General features: G+C 76.2%; 18 protein-coding genes and 1 pseudogene. 6 read left to right on the top strand and 13 right to left on the bottom strand.

Features of this window, described 5'->3' with window-relative positions; genetic code table 11:
- Positions 1-109 precede the first annotated feature (109 nt).
- Together ACIQPQ_RS35080 and cofC are read left to right on the top strand one after the other, a co-directional pair.
- Complete coding sequence (locus ACIQPQ_RS35080; protein WP_401312343.1) at positions 110-2845, top strand: bifunctional FO biosynthesis protein CofGH; 2736 nt, start codon at positions 110-112, stop codon at positions 2843-2845.
- 4 nt (positions 2846-2849) lie between these two features.
- A complete protein-coding gene (gene cofC / locus ACIQPQ_RS35085; RefSeq protein ID WP_401312345.1) occupies positions 2850-3554 on the top strand; it encodes a 2-phospho-L-lactate guanylyltransferase in 705 nt (234 codons plus the stop codon).
- Here the strand turns inward: cofC and ACIQPQ_RS35090 are convergent.
- The 3 genes and pseudogenes from ACIQPQ_RS35090 to ACIQPQ_RS35100 all read right to left on the bottom strand — a co-directional run bounded on the left by ACIQPQ_RS35090 (position 3529) and on the right by ACIQPQ_RS35100 (position 7947).
- On the bottom strand, positions 3529-4221 hold the full coding sequence (locus ACIQPQ_RS35090; RefSeq protein ID WP_401312348.1) for a response regulator: 693 nt from the start codon (positions 4219-4221) through the stop codon (positions 3529-3531). The genes cofC and ACIQPQ_RS35090 overlap by 26 nt on opposite strands.
- Positions 4218-5492: a sensor histidine kinase gene (locus tag ACIQPQ_RS35095; RefSeq protein WP_401312351.1), complete on the bottom strand. Its 1275-nt coding sequence runs from the start codon at positions 5490-5492 to the stop codon at positions 4218-4220. Before ACIQPQ_RS35095 ends, ACIQPQ_RS35090 begins: the two co-directional genes overlap by 4 nt.
- Positions 5493-5608: 116 nt before the next feature.
- A pseudogene (locus ACIQPQ_RS35100) lies at positions 5609-7947 on the bottom strand (MMPL family transporter).
- A 344-nt stretch (positions 7948-8291) separates the two neighbouring features.
- Here ACIQPQ_RS35100 and ACIQPQ_RS35105 point away from each other — a divergent pair.
- Positions 8292-10700 (top strand): SpoIIE family protein phosphatase, encoded by a 2409-nt coding sequence (locus ACIQPQ_RS35105; RefSeq protein ID WP_401312354.1) that lies wholly within the window; start codon positions 8292-8294, stop codon positions 10698-10700.
- Between the two features lie 121 nt (positions 10701-10821).
- Here the strand turns inward: ACIQPQ_RS35105 and ACIQPQ_RS35110 are convergent, their stop codons facing one another.
- Both ACIQPQ_RS35110 and ACIQPQ_RS35115 read right to left on the bottom strand, forming a co-directional pair.
- Positions 10822-12375, bottom strand: coding sequence for a streptophobe family protein (locus ACIQPQ_RS35110; protein WP_401312357.1), 1554 nt, complete (start codon positions 12373-12375; stop codon positions 10822-10824).
- Between the two features lie 234 nt (positions 12376-12609).
- Positions 12610-13110, bottom strand: a complete 501-nt coding sequence (locus ACIQPQ_RS35115; RefSeq protein WP_401312360.1) for a metallophosphoesterase family protein — start codon at positions 13108-13110, stop codon at positions 12610-12612.
- A gap of 136 nt (positions 13111-13246) precedes the next feature.
- On the opposite strand from ACIQPQ_RS35115, the gene ACIQPQ_RS35120 reads away from it, so the two are divergent.
- Positions 13247-15205: a glycosyltransferase family 2 protein gene (locus ACIQPQ_RS35120; RefSeq protein WP_401312363.1), complete on the top strand. Its 1959-nt coding sequence runs from the start codon at positions 13247-13249 to the stop codon at positions 15203-15205.
- A 59-nt stretch (positions 15206-15264) separates the two neighbouring features.
- Positions 15265-15867: a dTDP-4-dehydrorhamnose 3,5-epimerase family protein gene (locus tag ACIQPQ_RS35125; protein ID WP_401312365.1), complete on the top strand. Its 603-nt coding sequence runs from the start codon at positions 15265-15267 to the stop codon at positions 15865-15867.
- 23 nt (positions 15868-15890) lie between these two features.
- Here ACIQPQ_RS35125 and ACIQPQ_RS35130 read toward each other — a convergent pair whose 3' ends face one another.
- From ACIQPQ_RS35130 to ACIQPQ_RS35165, 8 genes are all read right to left on the bottom strand, one after another.
- Positions 15891-16694, bottom strand: a complete 804-nt coding sequence (locus ACIQPQ_RS35130) for a class I SAM-dependent methyltransferase (protein WP_401312368.1) — start codon at positions 16692-16694, stop codon at positions 15891-15893.
- Entirely contained in the window at positions 16691-17575 is an 885-nt protein-coding gene (gene rfbD / locus ACIQPQ_RS35135) for a dTDP-4-dehydrorhamnose reductase (protein ID WP_401312371.1), read from the bottom strand. Before rfbD ends, ACIQPQ_RS35130 begins: the two co-directional genes overlap by 4 nt.
- On the bottom strand, positions 17572-18636 hold the full coding sequence (gene rfbB / locus ACIQPQ_RS35140) for a dTDP-glucose 4,6-dehydratase (protein WP_401312374.1): 1065 nt from the start codon (positions 18634-18636) through the stop codon (positions 17572-17574). Before rfbB ends, rfbD begins: the two co-directional genes overlap by 4 nt.
- Complete coding sequence (locus tag ACIQPQ_RS35145) at positions 18633-19700, bottom strand: glucose-1-phosphate thymidylyltransferase (protein ID WP_401312377.1); 1068 nt, start codon at positions 19698-19700, stop codon at positions 18633-18635. The genes rfbB and ACIQPQ_RS35145 overlap by 4 nt, the downstream gene beginning before the upstream one ends.
- Positions 19701-19786: 86 nt before the next feature.
- The gene (locus ACIQPQ_RS35150; RefSeq protein WP_401312380.1) at positions 19787-20038 is read right to left on the bottom strand and encodes a hypothetical protein; all 252 of its coding nucleotides are present in this window, start codon (positions 20036-20038) and stop codon (positions 19787-19789) included.
- Between the two features lie 83 nt (positions 20039-20121).
- A complete protein-coding gene (locus ACIQPQ_RS35155) occupies positions 20122-20481 on the bottom strand; it encodes a DUF6479 family protein (protein WP_401312383.1) in 360 nt (119 codons plus the stop codon).
- Positions 20482-20547: 66 nt separating this feature from the next.
- A complete protein-coding gene (locus tag ACIQPQ_RS35160) occupies positions 20548-23085 on the bottom strand; it encodes a SpoIIE family protein phosphatase (RefSeq protein WP_401312386.1) in 2538 nt (845 codons plus the stop codon).
- A gap of 120 nt (positions 23086-23205) precedes the next feature.
- Entirely contained in the window at positions 23206-23880 is a 675-nt protein-coding gene (locus tag ACIQPQ_RS35165) for a TetR/AcrR family transcriptional regulator (RefSeq protein ID WP_401312389.1), read from the bottom strand.
- Between the two features lie 167 nt (positions 23881-24047).
- Between ACIQPQ_RS35165 and ACIQPQ_RS35170 the strand changes: the two genes are divergently transcribed.
- On the top strand, positions 24048-24830 hold the full coding sequence (locus ACIQPQ_RS35170; protein ID WP_401312391.1) for an MBL fold metallo-hydrolase: 783 nt from the start codon (positions 24048-24050) through the stop codon (positions 24828-24830).
- Positions 24831-24909: the final 79 nt, after the last annotated feature.

A 24909-nucleotide genomic window follows, 5' to 3' on the forward strand; every position in this document is an offset into this window, starting at 1 on the left:
CCACCGCCCACCCACCACGGGCCACACCCACACCCACCCCCGCACACCCACACCCACCCCCGCACGCCCTCACACCCCTCCCGTATCCCCGCACGTCCCGAGGAGAGCCATGACCGGTTCCGACGGCGCCGCCGCTCGCGGCAGGCCGACCGCTTCCGCCCTGCGCCGGGCGCTCAGACGGGCGGACGACGGGGTGACGCTCGACGTCGGGGAGGCCGCCGTCCTGCTCCAGGCGCGCGGCCCCGACCTGACCCGGCTCGCCGCGGCGGCGGCCCGCGTCCGGGACGCCGGGCTGCGGGCGGTCGGCCGCCCCGGCGTGATCACGTACTCCCGGAAGGTGTTCGTGCCGCTCACCAGGCTGTGCCGGGACCGCTGCCACTACTGCACGTTCGCCACGACACCCGACCGGTTGCGGCGCGCGGGCGAGGAGCTGTTCCTCGGGCCGGACCAGGTGCTGGACCTGGCCCGGCGCGGGGCGGAACTGGGCTGCAAGGAAGCCCTGTTCACCCTCGGGGACCGGCCGGAGGACCGCTGGCCCGAGGCGCGCGCCTGGCTCGACGCGCACGGCTACGACAGCACGCTCGGCTACGTCCGCGCGATGGCGGTCCGGGTGCTGGAGGAGACGGGTCTGCTGCCCCACCTCAATCCGGGGGTGCTGACCTGGACCGACCTCCAGCGGCTGAAGCCGGTCGCGCCGTCCATGGGCATGATGCTGGAGACGACGGCGGCCCGGTTGCACACCGAGCCGGGCGGGCCGCACCACGGTTCCCCGGACAAGGCTCCCGCCGTACGGCTGCGGGTGCTCCAGGACGCCGGGCGCAGCAGTGTGCCCTTCACCACGGGCATCCTGATCGGTATCGGGGAGACGCCCGAGGAGTGCGCCGCGTCGCTGTTCGCGCTGCGCGCGGTGGCGCGGGAGCACGACGGCGTGCAGGAGGTGATCGTGCAGAACTTCCGCGCCAAACCGGGCACCGCGATGCGGTCCGTGCCGCACGCCCCGCTGGACGGGCTGGCCGCCGCGATCGCCGTGGCGCGGCTGGTGCTGGGTCCGTCGGCGCGTATCCAGGCACCGCCGAACCTGGTGGGCGGCGAGCACGCGTCGATGCTGGCCGCCGGGATCGACGACTGGGGCGGTGTCTCCCCGCTGACCCCGGACCACGTCAACCCCGAGCATCCCTGGCCGCGGATCGGGGAGTTGGCCCGGTGGACCGCCGAGGCGGGCTTCAGCCTGCGCGAACGGCTCACCGTGTACCCGGAGTTCATCCGCCGGGGCGATCCGTGGATCGACCCGCGGGTGCTGCCGCACGTGACGGCGCTGGCGGACCCGGAGACGGGGCTGGCCCGTGAGGGCGCGGTGCCGCGCGGGCTGCCGTGGCAGAGCGCGGACGCGTCGCTGACCCTGTCCGGCCGGACGGATCTGCACCGGGGCATCGACACCGAGGGCCGGTCGGCCGACCGGCGGAGCGACTTCGCGAGCGTCTACGGCAACTGGGACGCCGTACGGGAGAACGCCGCGTCGGTCGGTGCGGTGGAGCGGCTGCCGGGGGACGTGCGGGCGGCGCTGCGGCGGGCGGCCGACGATCCGGCGCGGCTCACCGACGGCGAGGCGGGCGCCCTGTTCACCGCGGACGGTGCGGCGCTGGACGCGCTGTGCCGGATCGCCGACGACGTGCGCCGGGACACGGTCGGCGACACCGTCACGTACGTCGTGACGCGGAACATCAACTTCACCAACGTCTGCTACACGGGCTGCCGGTTCTGCGCGTTCGCGCAGCGGCGGAGCGACGTCGACGCGTACACGCTGTCGCTGGCGGAGGTCGCCGACCGGGCCGAGGAGGCGTGGCGGGCGGGGGCCACCGAGGTGTGCGTGCAGGGCGGCATCCATCCCGACCTGCCGGGCACGGTGTACTTCGACATCGCCCGCGCGGTGAAGGAGCGGGTGCCGGGGCTGCATCTGCACGCGTTCTCGCCGATGGAGGTCGTCAACGGGGCGGCGCGCGCGGGGCTTTCGGTCCGGGAGTGGCTGACGGCCGCGCGCGACGCCGGGCTCGACAGCGTCCCCGGTACGGCGGCCGAGATCCTCGACGACGAGGTGCGCTGGATCCTGACCCGCGCGAAGCTGCCCGCCGCGACCTGGGTCGAGGTGGTGGAGACGGCGCACGAGCTGGGCCTGCGCTCCTCGTCGACGATGATGTACGGGCATGTGGACCATCCCGGCCACTGGCTGCGCCATCTGCGGGTGCTGGCCGGGATACAGCGGCGCACGGGCGGCTTCACCGAGTTCGTGACGCTGCCGTTCGTGCCGGACAACGCGCCCGTGTACCTCGCCGGGATCGCCCGGCCCGGTCCCACGCCAAGGGAGAACCGGGTGGTGACCGCGATGGCACGGCTGCTGCTCCACGGTCTGGTGCCGCACGTCCAGACCAGCTGGGTGAAGCTCGGCGCGGAGGGCGCGGCGGAGATGCTGCGGTGCGGCGCCGACGACCTCGGCGGCACGCTGATGGAGGAGACGATCTCCCGGATGGCGGGCTCGCGGCACGGTTCGTACCGGTCGGTGAGCGAGCTGGAGGCGGTGGCGCGGGCTGCCGGGCGGCCCGCCCGGCAGCGCGGCACGCTGTACGGTGCGGTGCCGGACGAGCGGAGAGCGGCCGCCGTGGCGTCCGACGGCGTCCTGCCCCGTCTGCCGCCGCGGCCGGGTTCCGGCGGTGCGGCAGGCTGCGAGACGGCACCGCCGCGTTCCGGCGGGGTGGCCGCGGGGCGGTTGCTTCCCCTGCTCACCGCTCCCTCGTCGGCGCCGTCGTCGTGTCCCGCGTCGGCCGGTCCGCCCGCGGCGTCCGCGGAGTGACGCGGTGGCGGCCGACTGGACCGTCCTGCTGCCGGTGAAGCCGTTCCACCGGGCCAAGTCCCGGCTGTGGTGCCCGGATGAGGCGGACCGCGCGGCGCTCGCCCGCGCCTTCTTCCGGGACACCCTCGACGCGGTCCTGGCCACGACCGGGATCGGTGCGGTCCTGGTCGTGACGGACGACGGGACGGCGGCGGCCGACGCCCGGTCGGCGGGGGCGGGCAGCGTGCCGGACGGTCCCGCCGCCGGCCTCAACTCCGCCGTACGGGCCGCCGCGGCCGGGCTGGCGGCGGCGGGCGGGAGCGGTCCCGTGGCGGTGCTGACGGCCGATCTGCCCGCACTGCGCAGCGCCGAGCTGACCGAGGTGCTGGCCGCCGCCGCGCACCACCCGCGGGCCTTCCTCGCGGACCACACGCGGCGCGGCACCACGCTGCTCGCGGCGGGGCGCCCGGACGACCTCCTGCCGTGCTTCGAGGGCAACTCCCGGCTGCGGCACCGCCGTCGCGGGGTGTGGGAACTGACGGCCCCGGCGGTGCCCGGCGTCCGGCTGGACGTGGACACCCTGGACGACCTGCGGGCCGCCCACGCCCTCGGTACGGGCCGGTACTCGCGCGCCCTGGTCCCGGCCGTGCTGGACCGCGCCGACGGACACGCCACCGGCGGGCGCCCCGACGCCGTCCCGGCGGTCAGTCCCAGGGGTGCCCGACCCTGACCAGTCCCGTCCGGTAGGCGAGCGCGACGAGGTGCGCGCGGTGCCGGGCGCCCAGCTTCGTCATGGTCCGCTGCACATGGGTGCGCACGGTGAGCGGGCTGAGGTGCAGACGCAGGGCGATCTCCTCGTTGGACAGACCGCGCGCCGCCTGCGCCATGACCTCCCGTTCGCGCTCGGTCAGCCGGTCCAGGGCCGCGGGCACCGCGTCGCCGCCGTGCGGGCGGGAGAGGTAGGCGTCGACGACCGTGCGGGTCGCGGCGGGCGACAGCGGCGTCTCGCCCGCCACGACGGCGCGGATGGCGTCTATCAGCCGCTCGGGCGCGACGTCCTTGCCGAGGAAGCCGTGCGCTCCGGCACGCAGCGCGCCGGACACGTACTCGTCGGTCTCGAACGTGGTGAGGATGAGCACGCGCGTCCCGGCGAGGGCCGGGTCGCGGCGGATCTCGCGGGTGGCGGCCAGGCCGTCGGTGCCGGGCATCCGTACGTCCATGACCACGACGTCCGGGCGGGTGGCGCGGGCCCGGTCCAGGGCCTGTGCGCCGTCGGCGGCGAGGCCCACCACCTCCATGTCCGGGCAGGAGTCGATGAGCAGTTGGAACGTCCTCAGCAGGAGGGCCTGGTCGTCGGCGAGCAGCACCCGGATCGCCGTCCCGTCGGTCCGGCTCACGGCCGCTCCGCCCGCGCGTCGTCGTTGCCGGGCGCGGCCTCGCCTGCGGTGGCGGTGTCCGGGCCGTGTCCGGCCGGGCACGGCAGTTCGAGGTGGACCTCGAAGCCGCCGCCGGGGCGGGGTCCCGCCCGCGGGCGGCCGCCCGCGGACCGGGCGCGCTCCCGCATGCCGATCAGGCCGTAGCCCGCGCCGGGCGATCGCGGCGGGCCCCCGCCGTCGTCGGTGACGGTGAGGGTGAGCAGCCGTCCGCCGTAGTGGACGCGGACGGCGGCGGACGCCGTCCCGGCGTGCTTGGACACGTTGGTCAGCGCCTCCTGGACGACGCGGTACGCGGTCAGCTCGACGCCGGGCGGCAGGGGGCGCGCGGTGCCGCGCCGGTCCAGGGAGACGGTGAGTCCGGCGTGGCCGAAGGCGGTCAGGAGGGCGGGCAGCGCGGCGAGGCAGGGGGCCGGGCGGAGCGGTTCGTCCGGGTCGTCCGCCCGGCGCAGCAGCCGTACGGTGGCCCGGATCTCCCGCATCGCGGCGGCGGTGGTGTCGTCGAGGTGGCCGATGACCTGGGCGGCGCGGTCGGGCCGCTCGCGCAGGAGGTAGCGGGCGGTGCCCGCCTGGATACGGGCGAGGGCGATGTGGTGGGCGACCACGTCGTGCAGGTCGCGGGCGATGCGCATCCGCTCCTCGCTGACCCGCAGGCGGGCCTCGTCCTCGCGGGTGCGTTCGGCGAGTTCCGCGCGGGCCTCGACGGCGGCCACGTAGTCGCGCCGGTTGCGGGCGGAGTCGGCGACGGCCGCGGAGAGCAGGACGAAGCCGAGCAGGCCGACCTGCTCGGGGCGCAGGAGGAAGCCGCCCGCGTCGCCCCCGGCTCCCCCGCCGCCCCACACGACGGAGGCGACCAGCAGGGCGGCCGCGGCGGCGGCCGTGTGGACGACGGCCGTACGGCGGTCGGTGCGCAGGGCGAGGGAGTAGAGGGCGGCGAGCGTGGTGCAGGCGGCGAGCGGGGAGAAGTCGGCGTCCGGGGAGCCGTGCAGGGCGCCGACGGCGATGACGCAGGCGGTGGTGACGGCGACGGCGGTGCGGGGTCTGCGGCGGTGCGCGAGCAGGGCGGCGGCGGACACGGCGACGACGGCGCACACCGCCACCGGGGGCGGTCCGGTCACCTCCGGGGGCCGGGACATGGCGCCGGCGAGGGCGGTGAGGCCGCACAGCGACAGCGCGAGGGCCGCGTCCGTCACCCGGGGATGGCGCCGCGTCCACTGCCGTCCTTCGAAGATCACGTGCTCTCCTCCTCTCCTCTTCGTGCGTCCCTGTCCCGGGTGCCTGTCCCGGGCGGGCCGGGGCAGGCCGACGGGTCGGACCCCGGCCCGCCCGCCTGCCCCGGCTCCGCGGCCGGTCAGACCCGCGCCCGTACGGGATCGCGGCCCGCGGCCGGTGCGCCGTCGGTGTCGCGGGGGCCGTCCGGGTGCTCCAGACGGCGGGTCAGCCGCTCGCCCTCCACGTCGAGGTCGGGCAGGACCCGGTCCAGCCGTCGCGGGAGCCACCAGGCCCGGTCGCCGAAGAGGGCGAGGGCGGCGGGGACGAGGGTCATGCGGACCACGAAGGCGTCGAACAGGACGGCCGAGGAGAGCCCGACGCCCATCATCTTGATCAGGGACTCGCTGAAGCCGATGAACCCGGCGAAGACCGAGATCATGATGACGGCGGCGGCCACCACCACGCGGGCGCTGTGCCGGAACCCGGTGACGACGGCGTCGCGCGGGGACTCGCCGTGGACGTAGGCCTCCCGCATCCGGGTCACGAGGAAGACCTCGTAGTCCATGGCCAGGCCGAAGACCACGCCGATCAGGAAGATCGGCATCATGCTCATGACGGGCCCGGTCTGTTCGACGCCGATGAGGCCGCCGAGCCAGCCGTACTGGAAGACGGCGACGATCACGCCGAACGCGGCGGCCACCGAGAGCAGGAAGCCGAGGGCGGCCTTGAGCGGGATCAGCAGCGACCGGAAGACGACCGTCAGCAGCAGGACGGCGAGGCCGACCACGACGGCCAGGTAGGGCACCAGGGCGGCGGTGAGCTTCTGCGAGACGTCGATGTTGACGGCGGTCGTGCCCGTCACGAGGAGGGTGGCGCCGGTCGTCCGCTCCAGGGCGCCCCGCTCGAAGCGGATCGTCCCGACCAGGTCCTCGGTCGCGGCGGTGCCGGGGCCGGTGGCGGGGACGGCGGTGAGCAGAGCGGTGTCGCGGGCGTCGTCGAACACCGGGGGCGAGACCGAGACGACGCCGTCGGTGGCGGCGAGGTCCTTCGCGGCCCGGTCGACCGCCGCCTGCGGGTCCCGGGCGCCGCGGGCGTCGACGACGACGGTGAGCGGCCCGTTGAATCCGGGGCCGAAGCCCTCGGCGAGGGCGTCGTAGGCCCGGCGCTGGGTGGTCGAGGTGGGCTGCGCCTCGTCGCCGGGCAGGCCGAGCCGCAGGTCGAGGACGGGCAGGGCGAGCACGCCGAGGCCGAGGACGCCGAGCAGCAGGGCGGCGACCGGGCGGCGCAGCACGAGGCGGGCCCAGCGGGTTCCGGCGGACTCCTTGGGCGCCCGGACCGGCGGCGCGGCCCGGTCGCCGGTCCGGCGTCCTGCGGCGATGTCGGCCGCGACGTCGACCGCGGCATCGGCTGCGGTGGCGGTCCCGGTGTCCGCGTCGGCGGTCGCGGGGTGCGGCCGGGCGGGCTGCCGCGCGCGGTGGGCGCGGGGCAGGACGGCGCGCGGGAAGAAGCCGATCAGCGCGGGCAGCAGGGTCAGCGCCACCAGCACGGCGACCACGACCGTACCGGCCGCGGCGAGGCCCATCCGGTCAGCGTCGGCACGCCGACCACGGAGAGCCCGGCGAGCGCGATGACGACGGTGAGACCGGCGAAGACGACGGCCGATCCGGCGGTGCCGACGGCCCGGCCCGCGGCCTCCTCGAAGGAGTGGCCCGCGGCGCGTTCGGACCGGTAGCGGGAGAGGATGAACAGGGCGTAGTCGATGCCGACGGCGAGCCCCAGCATCAGCGCCAGGGTGGTCGTGGTGGAGGAGAAGCCGACGGCGACGATCGCGCAGATGCCGACGCCGAGGCCGACCAGGGCGGTGAGCAGCGGCAGACCGGCCGCGACCAGGGCCCGGAAGGTGATCACGAGGACGACCGCGGCGGCGAGCAGACCGATGATCTCGGTGACGCCGCCGAGTTCGGGTTTGGCCTCCAGGGCGCTGCCGCCGATCTCCACGGTGAGACCGGCGGCCTCGCCCGCGCGGACCGCGTCGGTGAGCGCGCCCTTGGTCGCCCCGGTGAGGTCGCCGCTCTTCACGGCGTAGGTGACGGTGGCGTAGGCGGTACGGCCGTCCTCGCTGACGGCGTGCGTCGCATAGGGGTCGAGGACGCTCTTGACCTGGGGGCTGTCGGTGGCGCGGGCGACGACCCGGCTGACGGTCTCCTTGTCGGCGCCCGAGGTGAGGCGGTGGCCCTCCGGGGCGACGAGGACGATACGGGCGTCGGCACCGTCGGCCTTGCCGCCCGGGAAGCGCTCGTCGAGGAGCTGGAACGCCTTCTGGGACTCCGTGCCCGGCATCGCGAAGTCGTCCTCCGGCGCCGCCGGGGCGTTGAGGGCCGCGAGCGCGCCGAGGGCGAGGACCGCCAGCCACAGCAGGGCGAAGCGGCGTCGGTGCCGGAACGCGAGACGGCCCAGTCGGTACAGCAGCGTAGCCATGGGGAGGCTCTCCTGATCTGGGGGGTGTGACAGAGAAGGCGGTGGCCACCGCGCGCTCCGGCGGACCTGAGCCCGTGCGCGGAGAGCACGGGGGCCGGAGTGACGGCTTCATCCTGTCCGGCCGGGCGCGTCATCGTCGTCCTCCAGGCACAGGCCGTCGCCCGTACTGCCGCTGGTGTAGGCGGCGCGGCGAAGGTCGGCCCTGAGGACGAGAGTCCCGGCGGGAACGCCGGACGCGACCACCCCGCCGTCCGGTTCGCCCTAACTCGCCCTAGAATGTTCTTGAATCGGCCCGGCGGGTGTGCTCCGCGCCGCCCGGCCTCTGCGAGGAGCGCGGTGGACCCATGAGCGACACGTTCCCCCCACCTGTCACCGGTCCGGGGCGACCGGGGACCCTGCGGCGTGACGCGGTGCTGGCCGCGGCGCTCAGGAGGCTGCACCGGCGGCTGGGGCCGGGGACCTGCGCGGCCTATCTGGTGTCGGAGGACGGACGGGAGCTGCGGGCCGCGATGAGCGTGGACACCTCGCTGGGGTTCACGGTCCCGCCCGTCATCCCGGCCGACGCGGTGGAGCTGGCCACCGCGAAGGCGTTCCGGACGGGCGAGCTGGCGGTGTTCGGTCCGGTGGAGCGGGAGCGGGCCGAACGCCTCAACCCGACGCTCGTGCTGTACGGCCCGTTCCCCTTTCTGCTGGCGTCCGCCCCGCTGTGCACCGCGCGGCGCCGGTACGGCGCGCTGTCGCTGCGGTGGATGCCGCCGCGCGAGGTGGGTCCGGACGAACTCGCCCTGCTGCGGTCCGTCGGCGACGAGGTGGCCCGCGAGTTCGACGTCCTCGCCGACGCGGGTGTCCCGGTCACCGTGCCGCCCGTGCCCCGCTTCCTCTCCGTACCGCCCGCCGGACCCCGGCCGCCCCACGACCCCACGGCCTCCGGCGGTCAAGAGGACGGCGCGGTGGACGAGTTGGGCAGTACGGCCTATCTGTACGCCCTCCAGAAGCTGACCTCCGCGCTGGCCGCCGCGGTGCTCACGCGCGACGTGGTGGCCATCACCGGCGAGCAGTTGCTGCGGCCCTTCGGCGGGCGGGCGCTGATGCTGTGCCTGGCCGAGGAGGGGCTGCTGCGCGTGGTCGGCGCGACCGGGTTCTCCCGCGAGGAGGTGCGCCGCGTCGACGGCACCCCGCTGAGCCGCGCGACGCCCGAGACCGACACGGTGACCGACGTGCGGATCTCCTTCCACAGCACACCGGGAGAGATCCGGCGCGCCGGGACCGGCGCCCGCCGCGATCCCGAGGTCGGCACCCGCGTGCATGTCCCGCTGATCTCCGGCGGCCGGGTGGTGGGCGCCTGCGTCCTGGAGTTCCCCGCGCCGGGCCGCGGTCTCGGCTTCGAGGAGCGGGCGATGCTGATGATGATGCTGGAGCAGGTCGGCCAGTCCCTGGCGCGGGCCCGTTCGTACGAGGTGAAGCAGGTCCTCGCCCAGACGATGCAGCGCAGCCTGCTCCCCCGCACGCTGCCGCATCTGCCCGAACTCCTCACCACCGCCCGCTACTTCCCGGCGAACGAGGGCGCCGAGGTCGGCGGCGACTGGTACGACGTGCTGCGGCTGCCCGACGGCCGGATCGGCCTGGTCGTCGGGGACGTGGAGGGCCACACCATGGACGCGGTGGGCGTCATGGGCCAACTCCGCAGCGCCGTACGGGCGTACGCCGCCGAGGGTCATGAACCGGCCGCCGTGCTGGAGCGCACCAACCGTCTCCTCGCCGGGCTGGAGAGCGAGTTGTACGCCACCTGCTGCTGTGTCTGGCTGGACCTGGCGACCGGCGCCGCCCGCACCTCGAGCGCGGGCCACTGGCTGCCCCTCGTCGGCGAACCGGGCCGGACGGAGCACCACCGGACGGAGCATCACCGAGCGGAGCACCCCCGGACGGAGCATCACCGGGCGGACCCTGGTGGACCCGCGTCCGGGCAACCCGCTCGCACCCGACCAGAGTTCGACCGACCCGCGTCCGACCGTTCCAGCTCCGGCCGATCGGAGTCCCGGCGGTCCGAGTCCCGCCGTACGGAGCAGGTCGTCGGGCCGCCGCTGGGTATCGACACCGGGGCCGCCTACCGGCAGACCGCGTCGGTGCTGCGCCCGGGTTCGGTGCTCGCCCTGTTCACCGGCGGGCTGCTCCAGGCGCGGCGGCTCGGCACCGACGCGGCCCTGGCCCGCCTCGCCGATCTGCTGCGCGAGGGCGCCGGGGAGAACCTGGAGGTGCTCGCCGACCGTCTCGTCGGCGCCCGCCTCACGCACCGCCCGCCCGACGACGACACCGCGCTGCTGCTGGTCCGGTACGAGGGAGCGCGGCCGGGGCAGCGGCAGCGCGTCGCGGACGTCTCCGTGCACCGGCACGACCTCCAGGGCGTCGGCCACGTCCGCCGGTTCCTGCGCGAGCACCTGCGGGACTGGGAGCTGACGGCGCTCTTCGACGATCTGGAGCTGCTGGCCTCGGAGGTCGTGACCAACGCGCTCGTGCACGCCGACAGCGCGGTGGACCTGCGGCTGCGGGAGTGTGCCGACCGGGTCCGGGTGGAGGTCCGGGACAGTGATCCGCGTCCCCCGGTGCCCTCGGCCGTCCTGGGCACGGGCCGGGCCGAGGAGGAGGCGGAGTCCGGCCGGGGCCTGGTCATCGTGGACGCGCTCGCCGCCGACTGGGGCAGCTCCCCGTCCGGGCGCGGCAAGACGACCTGGTTCGAGATCGGCATCCCGCGCTGACCGGCCGCCACCGGTCGTACGGCGGACGCTCGGCCTCGGTCCGCCCCGGCCCGCTCCACCCTGCTCCGCCCGGGTCCACCCTGCGCCGCCCTGATCCGCCCTGATCCGCCGGACAGGCCTCTCACACCGCGGGCCGGTGCCACGCGCGCAGCACGCTGCCGACGAAGCCGGTCACGGCGCCCAGGAGCAGCCCGAGGAGCACGGTGTAGAGCACGCCGCCGGTGAGGTGGGCCCGGGTGCCGCCCATCGGGCTGCCGAAGACCTCGACGGAGAACGCGGCGGAGGCGCCCGCGACCCAGGCGAGCAGGCCGGTGACGGCGGCGACGGCGCAGCCGAGGCGTTCGGCCACCGCGAGATGGGGTGCCAGCGGGCCGGTCCCCCGGTACAGCAGGCCGGTGCGGTGGGGCCCCGCCGTCCCCGCGACGGACCGGCCGCACACCACCAGGGCCGCCGAGACCACCGTCAGGGCGGCCACCCACAGCGGCAGGCCGCCCGCGGCCAGGTCGTCCAGGCGGACGGCACGCGCGGTCATGAACGACGACGACGTCCCGCCGCCCGCACCCTCCCCGCCCCCCATGCCGCCCATGCCGCCCATGCCGCCGAACATCTCGGCGAGGGGGCTGCTCCCCGCGCTCTGGACGGGGTCGGTGGCGGCCCGCCAGGACGTGGTGAGGCCCAGCGTCGTGAAGACGGCGACGGCGTTGGGCAGGACCAGCAGCGCGGCGCCCGCCGCCGTCGCGGCCCGGTCCCCGGCGAGCACCGCCAGGACGCCCAGGGCCAGGAGGGGGAGTGCCGTGAGGACGGCGAGGGCGCGCAGCAACGGGGTGAGGACCGGCGCCCACGCGGTCCGCAGGGTGTCGAGGGCGCCGCCGAGCGGGAGCCGGACCCGGCGGGCGAGGAGGCACCCGAGGAGCAGGACCAGGCACGTCCAGACGACGGCCCCCAGGGCGGCCGGACCCGCGTGCACCTGGAAGGCGAGTTCGGTCGGCAGCCCGCCGCCCGCACCGGCAGCGCCTCCCCCGCCCCCGCCGAACAGCTCGGCCAGTCCGCCGAGTTGCCCCGCACCGGCACCCGCACCCCCACCGGCACCGCCCGTGCCGCCGCCGCCCATCCGGTCGGCCACCGTGTCCGGCAGGGTGAGGGTCCCGTTCCCGAGCCCGGCGACGACGGCGAGGAGCAGCGCGGCGGTGACGGCGGCGGCGGTGGCCCGCAGGGCGAGACCCGCGGTGTCGGACCGGTTGCGGCGCAGTCCGCGGGAGAACACCGCCCACAGGACGAGGGAGCCGACCAGGGTGACGCCCAGCGGGACGCCCTCGGCGGTGCCGCTCAGGGCGGGGCCCGTCCCGCCGCCGCCGAACAGGCCCGCCAGTCCGGAGGCGGGTGCGTCCGCCCCGGTGGCGGCGGCCGAGCCCGCGTCGAGGGTGCCGCCGACGGCCATCGCGGTCACGGCCGGGGTGAGCGCGGTCAGGGGGGCCACCTCGTCGGCGTCCAGCAGGACGAGCGCGAGGGCCGCGGCGGCGTACATCGCGGCGACCGCGCACAGCGCCGCGGCCGAGCCGTCGAGGGCGTGGCGCAGCGGGCCGGTGAGGGGTGCCGAGGGCGGGCGGGGCGGGGTGCGCCGCCGGACGGGGCGGGCCGGGACGGCGGGGGCGGTGGGGCGTGCGGTGACGGCCAAGGCGACGGCTCCGCTTCACTGGGGCGAGGGCGTGGGCGAGGACGCCGTCGAGCCTGGCAGGCGGGTGTGGCACGTTCCGGAGAGTGCGGGGGCGCTTCTGTGCGTTCTCTCAGGGACGTCGTGGCGGAGCGCCGGAGGCGCCGCCCGCGCGGGCGGTCGGACCGCGCGACTCCCAGAGAATTCCCAGAGGATTCCCGGAGAATCGCAGAAGGACGCCCCGACGGCGCCGGGCCCTCAGCGGGGCGGGAGCCGGTGCAGGACGACGTCGGTGAGGCGGCCCGCGTCCACGGTGGCCGTGAGGTAGGTGCAGTGGGGCTGGCGGCGGCGGTCGGTCGGGGAGCCCGGATTGAGCAGGCGGAGCCCGCCGGGGGCGGTGGTGTCCCAGGGGATGTGGCTGTGGCCGAAGACGAGGACGTCGGTGTCGGGGTACCGGGCGGCGCAGCGGGCCTCGCGGCCCTGCGCGGGGCCGGTCTCGTGGACCACCGCGAACCGCAGCCCGCCCAGCTCGGCGTGGGCCACCTCGGGCAGCCGGGCGCGCAGCGCGGGTCCGTCGTTGTTGCCGTGCACGGCGAGGAGCCGGCGGCTGCGGCTCTCCAGCAGGTCCAGGGTGGCGGTGTCGACCCAATCGCCCGCGTGCACGACGACGTCGGCCTCCGGCAGCGCGTCCAGGAGTGGCCCGGGGAGGGCCTTGGCGCGCTTGGGGAGATGGGTGTCGGACATGATCAGCAGGCGCACGGGGCCAGCGTACGACGGGTGCCGGGCGAGTGGGCGGGCCGGACGCGCAGGACGGGTGCGGCGACCGCCGCGGGGTTAGCATCGGGCCACGCACCCGCCGCCGTACGGAACACGATCCGAGGGGGTCCGGAGCCCGATGCCGGTCAAGGTCAGCGTCATCGTCCCCGTCTACGACCCCGGTCCCTACCTGGAGGACTGCGTGGCGTCGCTGCTGCGGCAGTCGCTGCCGCCGGACGCGTTCGAGGTGGTCTTCGTCGACGACGGCTCCACCGACGGCACGCCCGCCCGGCTGGACGCCCTCGCGGCCGAGCATCCCGGCCTGGTCCGGGTGATCCACCAGGAGAACTCCGGCTGGTCCGGGAAGCCGCGCAACGTCGGTATCGCGGCCTCGACCGGCGAGTATCTCATGTTCGTCGACCAGGACGACTACCTCGGCGACGAAGCGCTGGAACGCATGTACGACTACGGGGTGGCGCACGGCGCCGACGTCGTCGTCGGCAAGATGGCCGGGCGCGGCCGGTCGGTGCCGGTGGAGCTGTTCCGTGTGGACCGGCCCCGCGCCACCGTGGAGAACGCGCCGCTGATCGACAGCCTCACCCCGCACAAGATGGTCCGCCGCGCCTTCCTCGACCGCACCGGGCTGCGCTTCCCCGAGGGCCGCCGCCGGCTGGAGGACCACGTCTTCGTCACCGAGGCCTATCTGCGCGCCGACAGCGTGGCGGTCCTCAGCGACTACGTCTGCTACTACCACGTGCGCCGCGACGACGCGGGCAACGCGGGCTTCCGCCGCTTCGACCCGGTGGGGTACTTCAAGAACCTGCGCGAGGCCCTCGACGTCGTCGAGCGGTACACCGGGCCCGGTCCGCTGCGCGACCGGCTGTTCCGGCGCTGGCTGCGGGTGGAGATGGTCGAGCGGCTGCGCGGGCGCCGGTTCCTGGAGCTGCCGGACGACTACCGGCGGCAGCTCTTCGACGAGATCCACGCGGTCGTCGGCGAACGGTTCGGACCGGGCGTCGCGGCGCCGCTGCCGCCCACCCAGCGGGTGGTGGCCGCGCTGACGGCGGAGGGCCGCTACGACGACGTGGTGGCGTTCGCCCGCTGGGAGGCGGGGATCGCGTTCGCGGTCGAGCCGGACGGGCCGGAGGGGGTGCGGTGGCGTGACGGCGTGCTGCGGATCTCCTTCGCCGCGCAGCTCACCCACGAGGGCACCCCCATGACGTTCCCGTCCGCGCCGGGCTCCCCGCCGTGGCCGCCCGCCGACCTGGCCGCGGCGGTGCGCTGGCTGGGCTCCGACACGGAGGGCCGGTTCGGGCGGGCCCGCGCCGACGTGCTGCTGCGCGAACGGGTCAGCGGCGCGCAGTTCTTCCAGCCGACGGAGGTCGTCCGGGAGACGGTGCCCGACGGCGGGGACGGCGAGCGGGTCCGGCTGGTGCTGCGCGCGACCGCGGACCTGGACCCGGCCGGGGCGGTCGCGGGCGGCCCGGCGGGCGAGGGCCTGTGGGACGTGTACGTCCGGGTCGTCGTCGGCGGCTGGACGAAGGACGTCCGGCTGGGCCCGGCACCCCGGCAGGGCCGCCCGGCACCGTACGCGGGGGTCGTCGCGGGCCGGGTGGTGCTGCCGTACTGGACGGAGCGGCACGCCGCGCTCGCGCTGGACGTCGGGCGGGCCGGGCCCCGGCTGGGGCTCGGGCGGCTGCGGCCCGGCGACGTGGGCGTGACCGGGGACCGGCTGCGGGCCGACCTGCCGCTGTACGTGCCCGAGGAGACCGGGATGCTGCTGCGGCTGACCGGGCCGGGCGCCACCCACGAGGTGCTGGCCGGGCTCTCCCCCGGCGGGCGTCTGGAGGCGGTGCTGCCGGTCGGCGCGCTGGCCGGGCGGACCTGGCGGGCGGCCCTGTGCCTGACGCCCGAACCCCCTGACCGGGACGGTTCCGGTGCCCCGCCCGAGCCGCGTTTCCATCCGCTGCCCGTGGCGCTGCGGGCCGGGCGCGACGGCGTCCGGGCGGTCCACGCGGTGCGGCCGGGCGGGGCCCGGCGGGCGGTCCGCAGGACACGGCGGCTCCTGCACCGGATGCTGAGGAGAGGCGACCGCTAGCGGGACCCGGACCGTACGGGAAGGCCGGTCCGGGTGCCGCGCAGGAGAGGAGGGACGCCGTGCGGCCACTGGAGATCGACGGGGCCTGGGTGCGCGAGCCCGAGGTCCACCCCGACGAACGCGGCAGCTTCCACGAGTGGTACCGCTCCGACGACCTGCGCGAGGCAGCCCGGCACGGCCTCGACCCGGCCCAGGCCAACTGCTCGGTCTCCCGGCGCGGCGTCCTGCGCGGCGTGCACTTCTCCGACGTCCCGCCGGGCCAGGCCAAGTACGTGACGTGTCTGCGCGGGGCCGTCCTGGACGTCGTCGTCGACCTGCGGGTCGGCTCGCCCGGCTTCGGCCGGTGGGAGGCGGTCCGGCTGGACGACGTGACCCGGCGCGCCCTCTTCCTCGCGGAGGGACTGGGGCACGCCTTCCTGGCGCTGACCGAGGGCGCGGTCGTGGTCTACCTCTGCTCGACCGGCTACGCGCCCCGGCGCGAGCACGGCGTGCACCCCCTCGATCCCGGCCTCGGCATAGCCTGGCCCGCCGGACCGCGCCCGCTGCTCTCCCCGAAGGACGCGCGGGCACCGTCCCTGGCCCAGGCGAAGGAGTCCGGTCTGCTGCCGTCGTACGCGGCGTGCGTGGCGCACTACGAACGGCTCGACAGCCTCACCCGGTAGCCCGCGCCGCCGGGCGTCAGGCGTCAGGCGTGGGCGGCGAACGGTTGCAGCGCGCGCCGCAGGGGTTCCCAGCCGCGGGCGCGGCTGAGGCCGTGGTCGCGGGCGCGGACCAGGGGGCGCCAGAAGCCCGCCCGGAGCAGGTCCTCGGGGCGGACGGCGCCGACCCGCTTCAGGACGGCGTCGGGGACCGGCTGCGGGTCGGGGGTGTCGTGTGCGGTGACGATCTCCCCGTACGCGCGGCGCAGGACCGGGTTGCGGGGGTCGGCGCCGAAGACGAGGAGCTGGCCGGTGGGCCGGGTGTCGACGAGGACGGTGACCAGGTCGGGGCGGTGGCGGGCGAGGATCGCGGCGAGCTTGTAGACGTCGCCGGTCCAGGCGGTGGTGTGCCGGTCGCGGGCGGCCTCGTCGACGTTCCGCGGCAGCATGTCGTCGAAGACGATCACGCTGGACCAGTCGGCGTGCCGTTCGACGTGGGTGAAGTCGCGCAGGGCGTACTCGAAGAGGTGCATGCCGTCGATGAACGCCAGGTCGAGGACGGGGCGCCGCCAGTGGCCGAGGGGGTGGCGGCCGCGGGCGAGGTTGCGCAGCGGGTGGCGGCCGCCGCGGAGGTGGGCGAGCGGGTCGCGGCGGGCGAAGAAGTCGTCGCTGGTGGCCTTCACGAGGTGGACGTCGCAGCGGAGTTCGCAGGTCACCTTGAAGGCGGGGTCGACGGCCACGCTGGGCACCCGTGACAGGCGCAGGCTGCGGCCGTCGTTGACGCCGATCTCCAGATAGGTGCGGTTGGCGGTGACCTGGTGCAGGCCGCGCAGGAAGTCGTGACGTTTCACTCGGGGACTCCTCGGGTCTCCTCGCGGATCAGGGGCAGGGCGGCGTGCAGCGCGGTGCGCCAGTCCCGCGGGCGTTCCAGGCCCGCCTCGCGCCAGCGGCCGTGGCCGAGGACGCAGTAGGCGGGCCGGGGCGCCGGGCGCGGGAAGGCGGCGGAGGTGACGGGCCGGACCCGTTCCAGGTCGGCGCCGACGTGGCGGAACACCTCGCGGGCCAGTTCGTACCAGGTGGCCTCGCCCGCCGCCGTGGCGTGGAAGACGCCGTGGGCGTGCGGTCCGATGAGGGGGCCGAGGTCGGCGAGCCGGTCGGCGACGTCGGCGCTCCAGGTGGGCTGGCCGCGCTGGTCGTCGACCACCTCCACCACGCCGTCGCCCTCGGCTCGCTCCAGCATGGTGCGGACGAAGCTGCGGCCGTGGACGCCGTAGAGCCAGGCGGTGCGGACGACGGCGCTGGTGCCGGGGAGGGTGTCGAGGACGGCGCGTTCCCCGGCCAGTTTGGTGCGGCCGTAGGCGGAGCGCGGGGCGGGCGGATGGTCCTCGGGGTAGGGGGTGCGGCGGGCGCGGTCGCCGAAGACGTAGTCGGTGGAGACGTGCAGGAGGCGGGCGTCGTGGGCGGCGCAGGCCTCGGCGAGGTGGCGGGGGCCGTCGCCGTTGACGCGGAGGGCGTCGGGCTCGTGGGTCTCGGCGGCGTCGACGGCGGTCCAGCCCGCGCAGTTGACGACGAGGTCGGGGCGGTGGTCGCGGACGGCCCGGTGCACGGCGTCGGGGCGGGTGACGTCCAGGGCGGCGCGGTCGAGGCCGGTGACCTGCTCGCCGCGTCGGGTCAGCTCCGCGACCGTGTCCCGGCCGAGGAGTCCGTTCGCGCCCGTCACCAGCCACCTCATGGCCGCCCCGCCCCGGTGCGGGCGGTCCGCGCGGACGCCGGGAGGGGTTCCCACCAGGCGCGGTGGTCGCGGTACCAGGCGACGGTGGCGGCGAGGCCCTCGGTGAAGTCGCGGCGGGGCCGGTAGCCGAGTTCGGTGCGGGCCTTGGTCCAGTCGACCCGGTAGCGCAGGTCGTGGGCCTTGCGGTCCTCGACGTGGGTGACGCGGTCCCAGTCGGCGCCGCAGGCCGCGAGGAGCAGCCCGGTCAGCTCCCGGTTGGTGAGTTCGGTGCCGCCGCCGAGGTGGTAGACCTCCCCGGCGCGGCCCTTCGTGCGGACCAGGTCGATGCCGCGGCAGTGGTCGTCGACGTGCAGCCAGTCGCGGACGTTGCGGCCGTCGCCGTAGAGCGGGACCCGCTCGCCGTCCAGGAGGCGGGTGACGAACAGGGGGATCACCTTCTCGGGGAACTGGCGGGGCCCGTAGTTGTTGGAGCAGCGGGTGACGCGGACGTCGAGGCCGTGGGTGCGGTGGTGGGCGAGGGCGACGAGGTCGGCGGCGGCCTTGGAGGCGGCGTACGGCGAGGTCGGGCTCAGCGGCTGGTCCTCGGTCCAGGCGCCGGTCTCCAGGGAGCCGTACACCTCGTCGGTGGAGACCTGCACGAAGGGGCCGACGCCGTGCCGGAGGGCCGCGTCGAGGAGGGTCTGGGTGCCGAGGACGTTGGTGCGGACGAACGCGGCGCCGCCCTCGATGGAGCGGTCGACGTGCGACTCTGCGGCGAAGTGGACCACCTGGTCGGCGCGGGCCATGAGGGTGTCGACGATCTGCGGGTCGCAGACGTCGCCGTGGACGAACTCCAGGCGGGGGTGGCCGAGCGGCAGGTTGGCGCGGCTGCCCGCGTAGGTGAGGGCGTCCAGGACGGTGACGGTCAGGTCGGGCGGGGCGCCGAGACCGGCGGGGGCGTCGGTGGCATCGGTGCCTTCAGCACCGTCGGGGCCGCCAGCACCGTCGGGGCCGTCGGCGAGGAGGCCCCGGACGTAGGCGGAGCCGATGAAACCGGCGGCGCCGGTGACGAGGATGTTCATGAGTGGATCTGCACCTTGCTGTGGTCGCCGAGGACGAGCCGGTGGGCGGTGGGCACCCCGGGCGCGGGGGTGACCTCGACGTGCCGGCCGATGAGGGAGTTCTCGATGCGGCCGACGCCCTCGATGGAGGAGTCGCGCAGCACGATGGAGAACTCGACCTCGCTGTCGGTGATGCGGCAGTGCTCCCCCACCGAGGTGAAGGGGCCGACGTAGGAGTCGCGGATCTCGGTCCCGGCGCCGATGACGACGGGCCCCACGATCCGGGACCGCACCACGCGGGCCCCGGCCTCGACGACCACCCGGCCGACGGTCTCGGAGGCCTCGTCGACCTCGCCGTCGATGCGGCGCTCGACGCCCTCCAGGACGGTCCGGTTGACCTCCAGCATGTCGACGACGTTGCCGGTGTCCTTCCAGTAGCCCTTGATGATCGTGGAGCGCACCTCGGCGCCGGAGTCCAGCAGGTGCTGCACCGCGTCGGTGATCTCCAGCTCCCCGCGCCGCGACGGACGCACGGCCCGGACGGCGGCGTGGACGGCCGGGGTGAAGAGGTAGACGCCGACGAGGGCGAGGTCGCTGCGCGGGTTGCGGGGCTTCTCCTCCAGCCCGACCACGTTCCCGGCCTGGTCGAGTTCGGCGACGCCAAAGGCGCGGGGGTCGGCCACCCTGGTGAGGAGGATCTGGGCGGCCGGGCGGGTGCGGCGGAACTCGTCGACGAGGGCGGTGATGCCGCCGACGATGAAGTTGTCGCCCAGGTACATCACGAAGTCGTCGTCGCCGAGCCAGTCGCGGGCGACGATCACCGCGTGGGCGAGGCCCAGCGGGCGTTCCTGCGGGATGTAGGTGACGTGGAGGCCGAAGCGGGTGCCGTCGCCGACGGCCGCGCGGATCTCGTCGGCGGTCTCCCCGACGATCACTCCGGCCTCGGTGACACCCGCGTCGGCGAGGGACTCCAGGCCGTAGAAGAGGACGGCCTTGTTGGCGACCGGCACGAGCTGCTTGGCCGAGGTGTGGGTGATCGGCCTCAGTCGTGTCCCGGCGCCACCGGCCAGCACGAGAGCCTTCATCTGGCTCACCCTAGCCGCGGTCGCCCGGATCGGCCCGCCCGAGATGTCCGGTACGCGGCCGGGGGGGCGGAGGCGGTCGCCCCGCCTCAGTCCTCACCCCGGACGATGTGGCCCTCGGGCCCGGACCGGGCGGGCCGGGCGCCGCCGACGGCGGTCCCGGAGGCCTCGCGGGCGGGCACGGAGGTACGCGGCGCGGACGGGGCGCGGCGCAGACGGCGGGCCCGCGACCAGCCGGTCTCCGGCGGGGTGGGCTCGGCGGGCGCGGTCGCCGCGTCGGGGGTGGTGCTCGCTGCGGGTATCTCCTCGGCGCTCGGGTACGGGTGCGGGGTCGCGGTCACTGCGGGTCAACGCCTTTCGGTGGGTGGTGGTCGGGGCTCGTTCGTCGCGGGGGCGAGCCGGGCGCCGGTACGGGGCCGGTGGCTCAGTGGGTGTCCCAGCGGGGGCGCGGCGCGTTCCCGCCGCTCTCGCCGTCGCCGGGGGTCCGGGCGTCACGGCCGCCGTTCGGGTGCAGCTCGTGCGGGCGCAGCCGGGTGCCGTCGGCGGAGCGCGGCAGCTCGTCGGGCTCGCGCCGCTCGTGGCTCTCGCGGACCGGTCCGTCCGCGGGCAGCCGCGGCTGCTCCTCGGGGCGCGGCGGCGCGGGTTCGCGGCTGCGGATGCGGGCGCCGAGCCGGAAGGCCCAGATCAGGCCGCCGACGAGTACGACACCCACGACGACGAACGCGACGGTGGCCAGCGCGGACTTCCCGGCTGCCGCGAGTGTGGCGGTGGCGATGAGGTTCATGGACGGCGGGTACCCGGCGTTCGGTCCCGGACACCCCGTGACGCCCCGCGGGCGCCGTACGGTCGCTCAGGCGCCCAGCAGGATCTCGCTCCACACCTGTTTGCCGCCACTGACCGGCAGGGTCCCCCACGCCTCGGACACGGCCTCCACGAGGAGGATGCCGCGTCCGCCGGTGGCCTCCCAGCCCGGGTCGGTGGGCTGGACGGGGGTGCGGGGCGAGGCGTCGGTGACCGCGACGCGCAGGCGTCCGCCGACCAGGTGGAGGTCGAGGCGGACCCGGCCGTCGGTGTGCACGAGGGCGTTGGTGACCAGCTCGGACACGACGAGCAGCGCGGTGTCCAGGCAGTCGGCGGGCACGCCCCAGGTGCGCAGGGTGCGCCGGGTGAAGCGGCGGGCGTGCCGGGCGGCCTCGGGGACCCGCCACACGGTCCAGCCCTCGCGCAGCGGGCGGACGGCCATGCCGTCGTAGCGCATGAGGAGCAGGGCCACGTCGTCGCCGCGGTGGGCCTCGCCGAGCAGGGCGTCGGCCACCAGGTCGAGCTGGGCGGGGTCGGCGGCGGCGAGGCCGTCGGCGAGGCGGGCCATGCCGGTGTCGATGTCCAGCTCGGCCGACTCGACCAGGCCGTCCGTGGTGAGGGCGACGACCGTGCCGGGCCGCAGCCGCAGCGGGGTCATCGGGAAGTCGGCCTGGCTGACGACGCCGAGCGGCGGACCGCCCTCGGACTCCACGGTCTCCGTTGCTCCGTCCGGGTGGCGCAGGACGGGCGGGGGGTGTCCGGCGCGGACGCTCCAGGCGGTCCCGGCCTCCATGTCGACGTCGACGTAGCAGCAGGTCACGAAGAGGTCGGTCTCCAGCTCCAGCAGGAGCCGGTTGGCGTGCGAGACGACGACGTCGGGCGGGTGGCCCTCGGCGGCGTAGGCGCGCAGCGCGGTGCGCATCTGGCCCATGAGGGTGGCGGCGCCGGTGCTGTGGCCCTGGACGTCGCCGATGACGAGGGCGACGTGGTTGTCGGGCAGCGGGATCACGTCGTACCAGTCGCCGCCGACCTCCAGGCCGGCGGTGGCGGGGAGGTAGCGGGCGACGGCGGTGCCGCCGGGGAGTTCCGGCAGGCGGCGGGGCAGCAGCTGGCGCTGGAGCATCGCGACGAGTTCGTGCTCGGCGTCGAAGGCGTGGGCGCGCAGCAGGGCCTGGCCGACGAGTCCGGCGGAGGCGGTGAGCAGGGCGCGTTCGTCGGGGCCGAAGTCGTGCGGGGCGTCCCAGCCGATGAGGCAGGCACCGGCCATCCGGCCCGCGGCCGACAGGGGCAGCACGGCGAGGCCGCCGGGGCCGACCTCGGCGAGGGCCGGTTCGAGGGCGGTCCCGGCCGGCCAGATCTGGGCGCGCCCCTCGCGGAGGGCTCCGGCGAGGGTGGGCATGGCGCGGACCGGGGCGTCGGGCCACTCGGCGCGCCACTCCAGGCGCCACAGTTCGGGCCAGGACTCGGGTTCGGGCGGGTCGAGGACGGTGACGACGAGGCGGTCGTTCTCCAGTTCGGCGAGGGCGATGCGGTCGGCGCGCAGCGGGGCGCGCAGGGCGGCGACGACGGCCTTGCTGACGTCGCGCACGGTCCCGGCGGTGGCGAGGGCGGCGGCGAGCCGCTGGACGCGGGCGACGTCGGTGACGTCGGAGCGCAGGGTGGAGGCGTCCGCGACGGTCCCGGCGAGGCGGGCCGAGCGGCCCGTGCCGCCGGGCAGCAGCCGCCCCCGCAGCTGGAGCCAACGGGGCGGGCCGTCCGGGCGCACCACCCGGAACTCCAGTTCGCGCTCGCCGATCGGCATGTGGTCGGCCTCGACGACCGACATGAGGGCGGGCAGGTCGTCGGGGACGGTGAGGCCGAGCAGGGTCTCGACGCGGCCGTCGAAGTCCTCGCGGCGCAGCCCGAACAGGTCGAGGAGTTCGTCGCCGACGTCGACGCGGCCGGTGTCCATGGCGAGGCTGAAGGCGTCGGGGCGCAGGTCCTCCGGCGCGCCGGGCGGGGCCGGGGCGGGCAGGGCCACGGCCTCGGCGACCAGGTGGAGGCAGGCACGGTCCTCGGCGTCGAAGCCGTCGGGGTGCTCGCTCACCGCGAGGAGTCCGCCGCCCGCGCCGCCCGGCGTGCCGTCGCCGACGGGCAGCACCGCAAGATGGACGTCCCGGACGGGCATCCGGGCGCCCTCGGGGCCGTCGGCGAGCTGGTCCGGGGTGAGCCACAGGGGCCGCCCGCCGCGGCAGGCCTCGGCGATCGGGGAGCGGCCGTCGGCGGGATAGCTCTCGCGCAGCCCGTACAGGGTCCTCGGCACCCCGGCGGACTCGACGAGGCGGAGCGGGACGGCTCCGGCGGCGGGATCGGCCGGGTCGGCGGGGCGGGTCGGGTCGGCGGGGTCGGCGGGGGTGGTGAGGGCGGCGGGTTCGCCGGGGTGTCCGGGCGCGTAGACGGCGGCCACGGTCGCCCCGGTGAAGACGAGCGCCTGCTCCAGGACCCGGCGCAGCCGTTCGGGGGAGGCCGGGTCCCCGGCGAGCGTCTTCAGGGCAACCACGGCTCGCGTCGCTCTCGCTCTGCGCTCGGCGGCACCCTGACTGACCACGACCGTATTACAGCGCTTATGAGCCGTTCCCGCAGCCCTTGTGACGCCCCGCGCGGGATCACGGCACGGACCCGTGCCCCCATCCTTGGGCAGGGCTCCACCCGATCTCTGGTCAGGGCTTCACCCACCGTCGACGGCGGTCCGGGCTGGGCCCGCGGGCGGCTCCAGCAGGACGGCACTGAGGAGTCCCGCCAGCCAGTCCTCGTACGCCTCGGCGGACCAGCCGCGATCGGCGGTGAGCCGGGTGTAGGGGTGGGGGTCGGTCAGGGTCCAGCAGGAGTCGGCCAGACGGGCGAGGTCGGCGCCGGGGGGCAGGGCGCCTGTGGCGGAGAGGTGGGTGACGAAGGCGGTCACGCCGGTCAGCCGTTCCTCCTCGCTGCGGGCCAGGACCTCGGCGGCGTCGGGACCGGCCCCGGCGAGCAGGGCGGACAGCGCGGCGAGCCGTTCGTGGACGCCCCGGACGAACGCGGCGTAAAGGCGCAGCTTTTCCCGCGGGTCCGGTGTCTGCAGCACCTGCCGGAGCTGGGGGCGCTCGGCCATGGTCAGCGGTTCGTCGTCCCCGGCCAGGGTGACGTCCCAGAGGGCTTTCAGCAGGCCCGGTTTGCCGCCGAACGTCTTGTAGACCGTCTCGGGTGAGACACCGGCGCGTTCGGCCACCGTGCGCACGGTGGTGGGCCGGTAGCCGTCGCGCAGGAACAGCTCGCGGCAGGCCGCCAGCACGGCGGCACGGTTGCGGTCCGCCGCCTCCCTCCTGCGTCCGGAGTCGTACGGCCGCCGTGGGGCGTCCCCGGACATCGCGTCTCCCTTCCCCGTCCCGCGTGCGGCGGGCCCGGCACATCCATTACAGTCGACTGTATCGAATAGTCGCCCGGCGCCGGTCCCCGCCGTCCGACGACGCGGGGAGGCACCCCCGCCGCCGTCCGGGCAGGGGGCGGCAGGCGCCGTGACGCAGGAGGAATCCCATGTCGCGCTCCCCTCACCCCGGCGCCGGTCGGCAGGTCGCCCCGGGCGTCCACCGCCTGGGCGACGACGTCGTCAACTTCTACCTGGTCGAGGAGGGGGACGGGCTCGTCCTCGTCGACGCCGGGCTCCCCGCCCACCTCGGGCAGCTCCGCGCCCACCTCGCCGGGTCCGGCCGGACGCCCGCCGACATCCGGGCCGTCCTCGTGACGCACGGCCATCCCGACCACACGGGGCTCGCCCACGCCCTGCGGCGGGCCGGTGCCGACATCTGGGTGCACGAGGCGGACGCCCCGATCCTGCGCGACGGTCCCCGCAGCGCCCTGCGGCACGCGCGCGCCGAGCGCTCGATGCTGCCGTACCTGCTGCGGCGGCCCGCCGCGCTCGCCACCCCGCTGCACCTGGCCCGCGCGGGCGGCTTCACCGCGCCCGCCGTCCCCGACGTGCGCGTCCTCACCGGGGAGGAGCCGCTGGCGGAGGTCCCGGGCACGCCGCGGGCCGTCGCCCTGCCCGGCCACACCGGGGGCAGCACCGGCTACCTGTTCCCCGAGCGCGGGCTGCTCTTCACCGGCGACGCCCTGGTCACGTACGACGGCCTGACCGGGCACACCGGGCCCGGACTGGTCTGCCGGGGCTTCACCCAGGACAGCGGCGCGGCCCTGGCCTCCCTCGACCGGCTGGACGAGCTGACCGGCGTCACCCTGCTGCTGCCCGGCCACGGCACGCCCCTCCCGGGCGACCCGCGCGCCGCGACCCGCGAGGCCCGGCGAACGGTCCGCCGCTGACCGGGGCGGCCCCCGGCCGCAACCCTCCTCCCCTGCTCTCCTCCGCGACCCGCCGCCCGTCCGCGCCCGCCGCCCCGCC

Source organism: Streptomyces sp. NPDC091281 (assembly GCF_044757425.1).
In the GTDB taxonomy this organism is placed as follows: Bacteria; Actinomycetota; Actinomycetes; order Streptomycetales; family Streptomycetaceae; genus Streptomyces.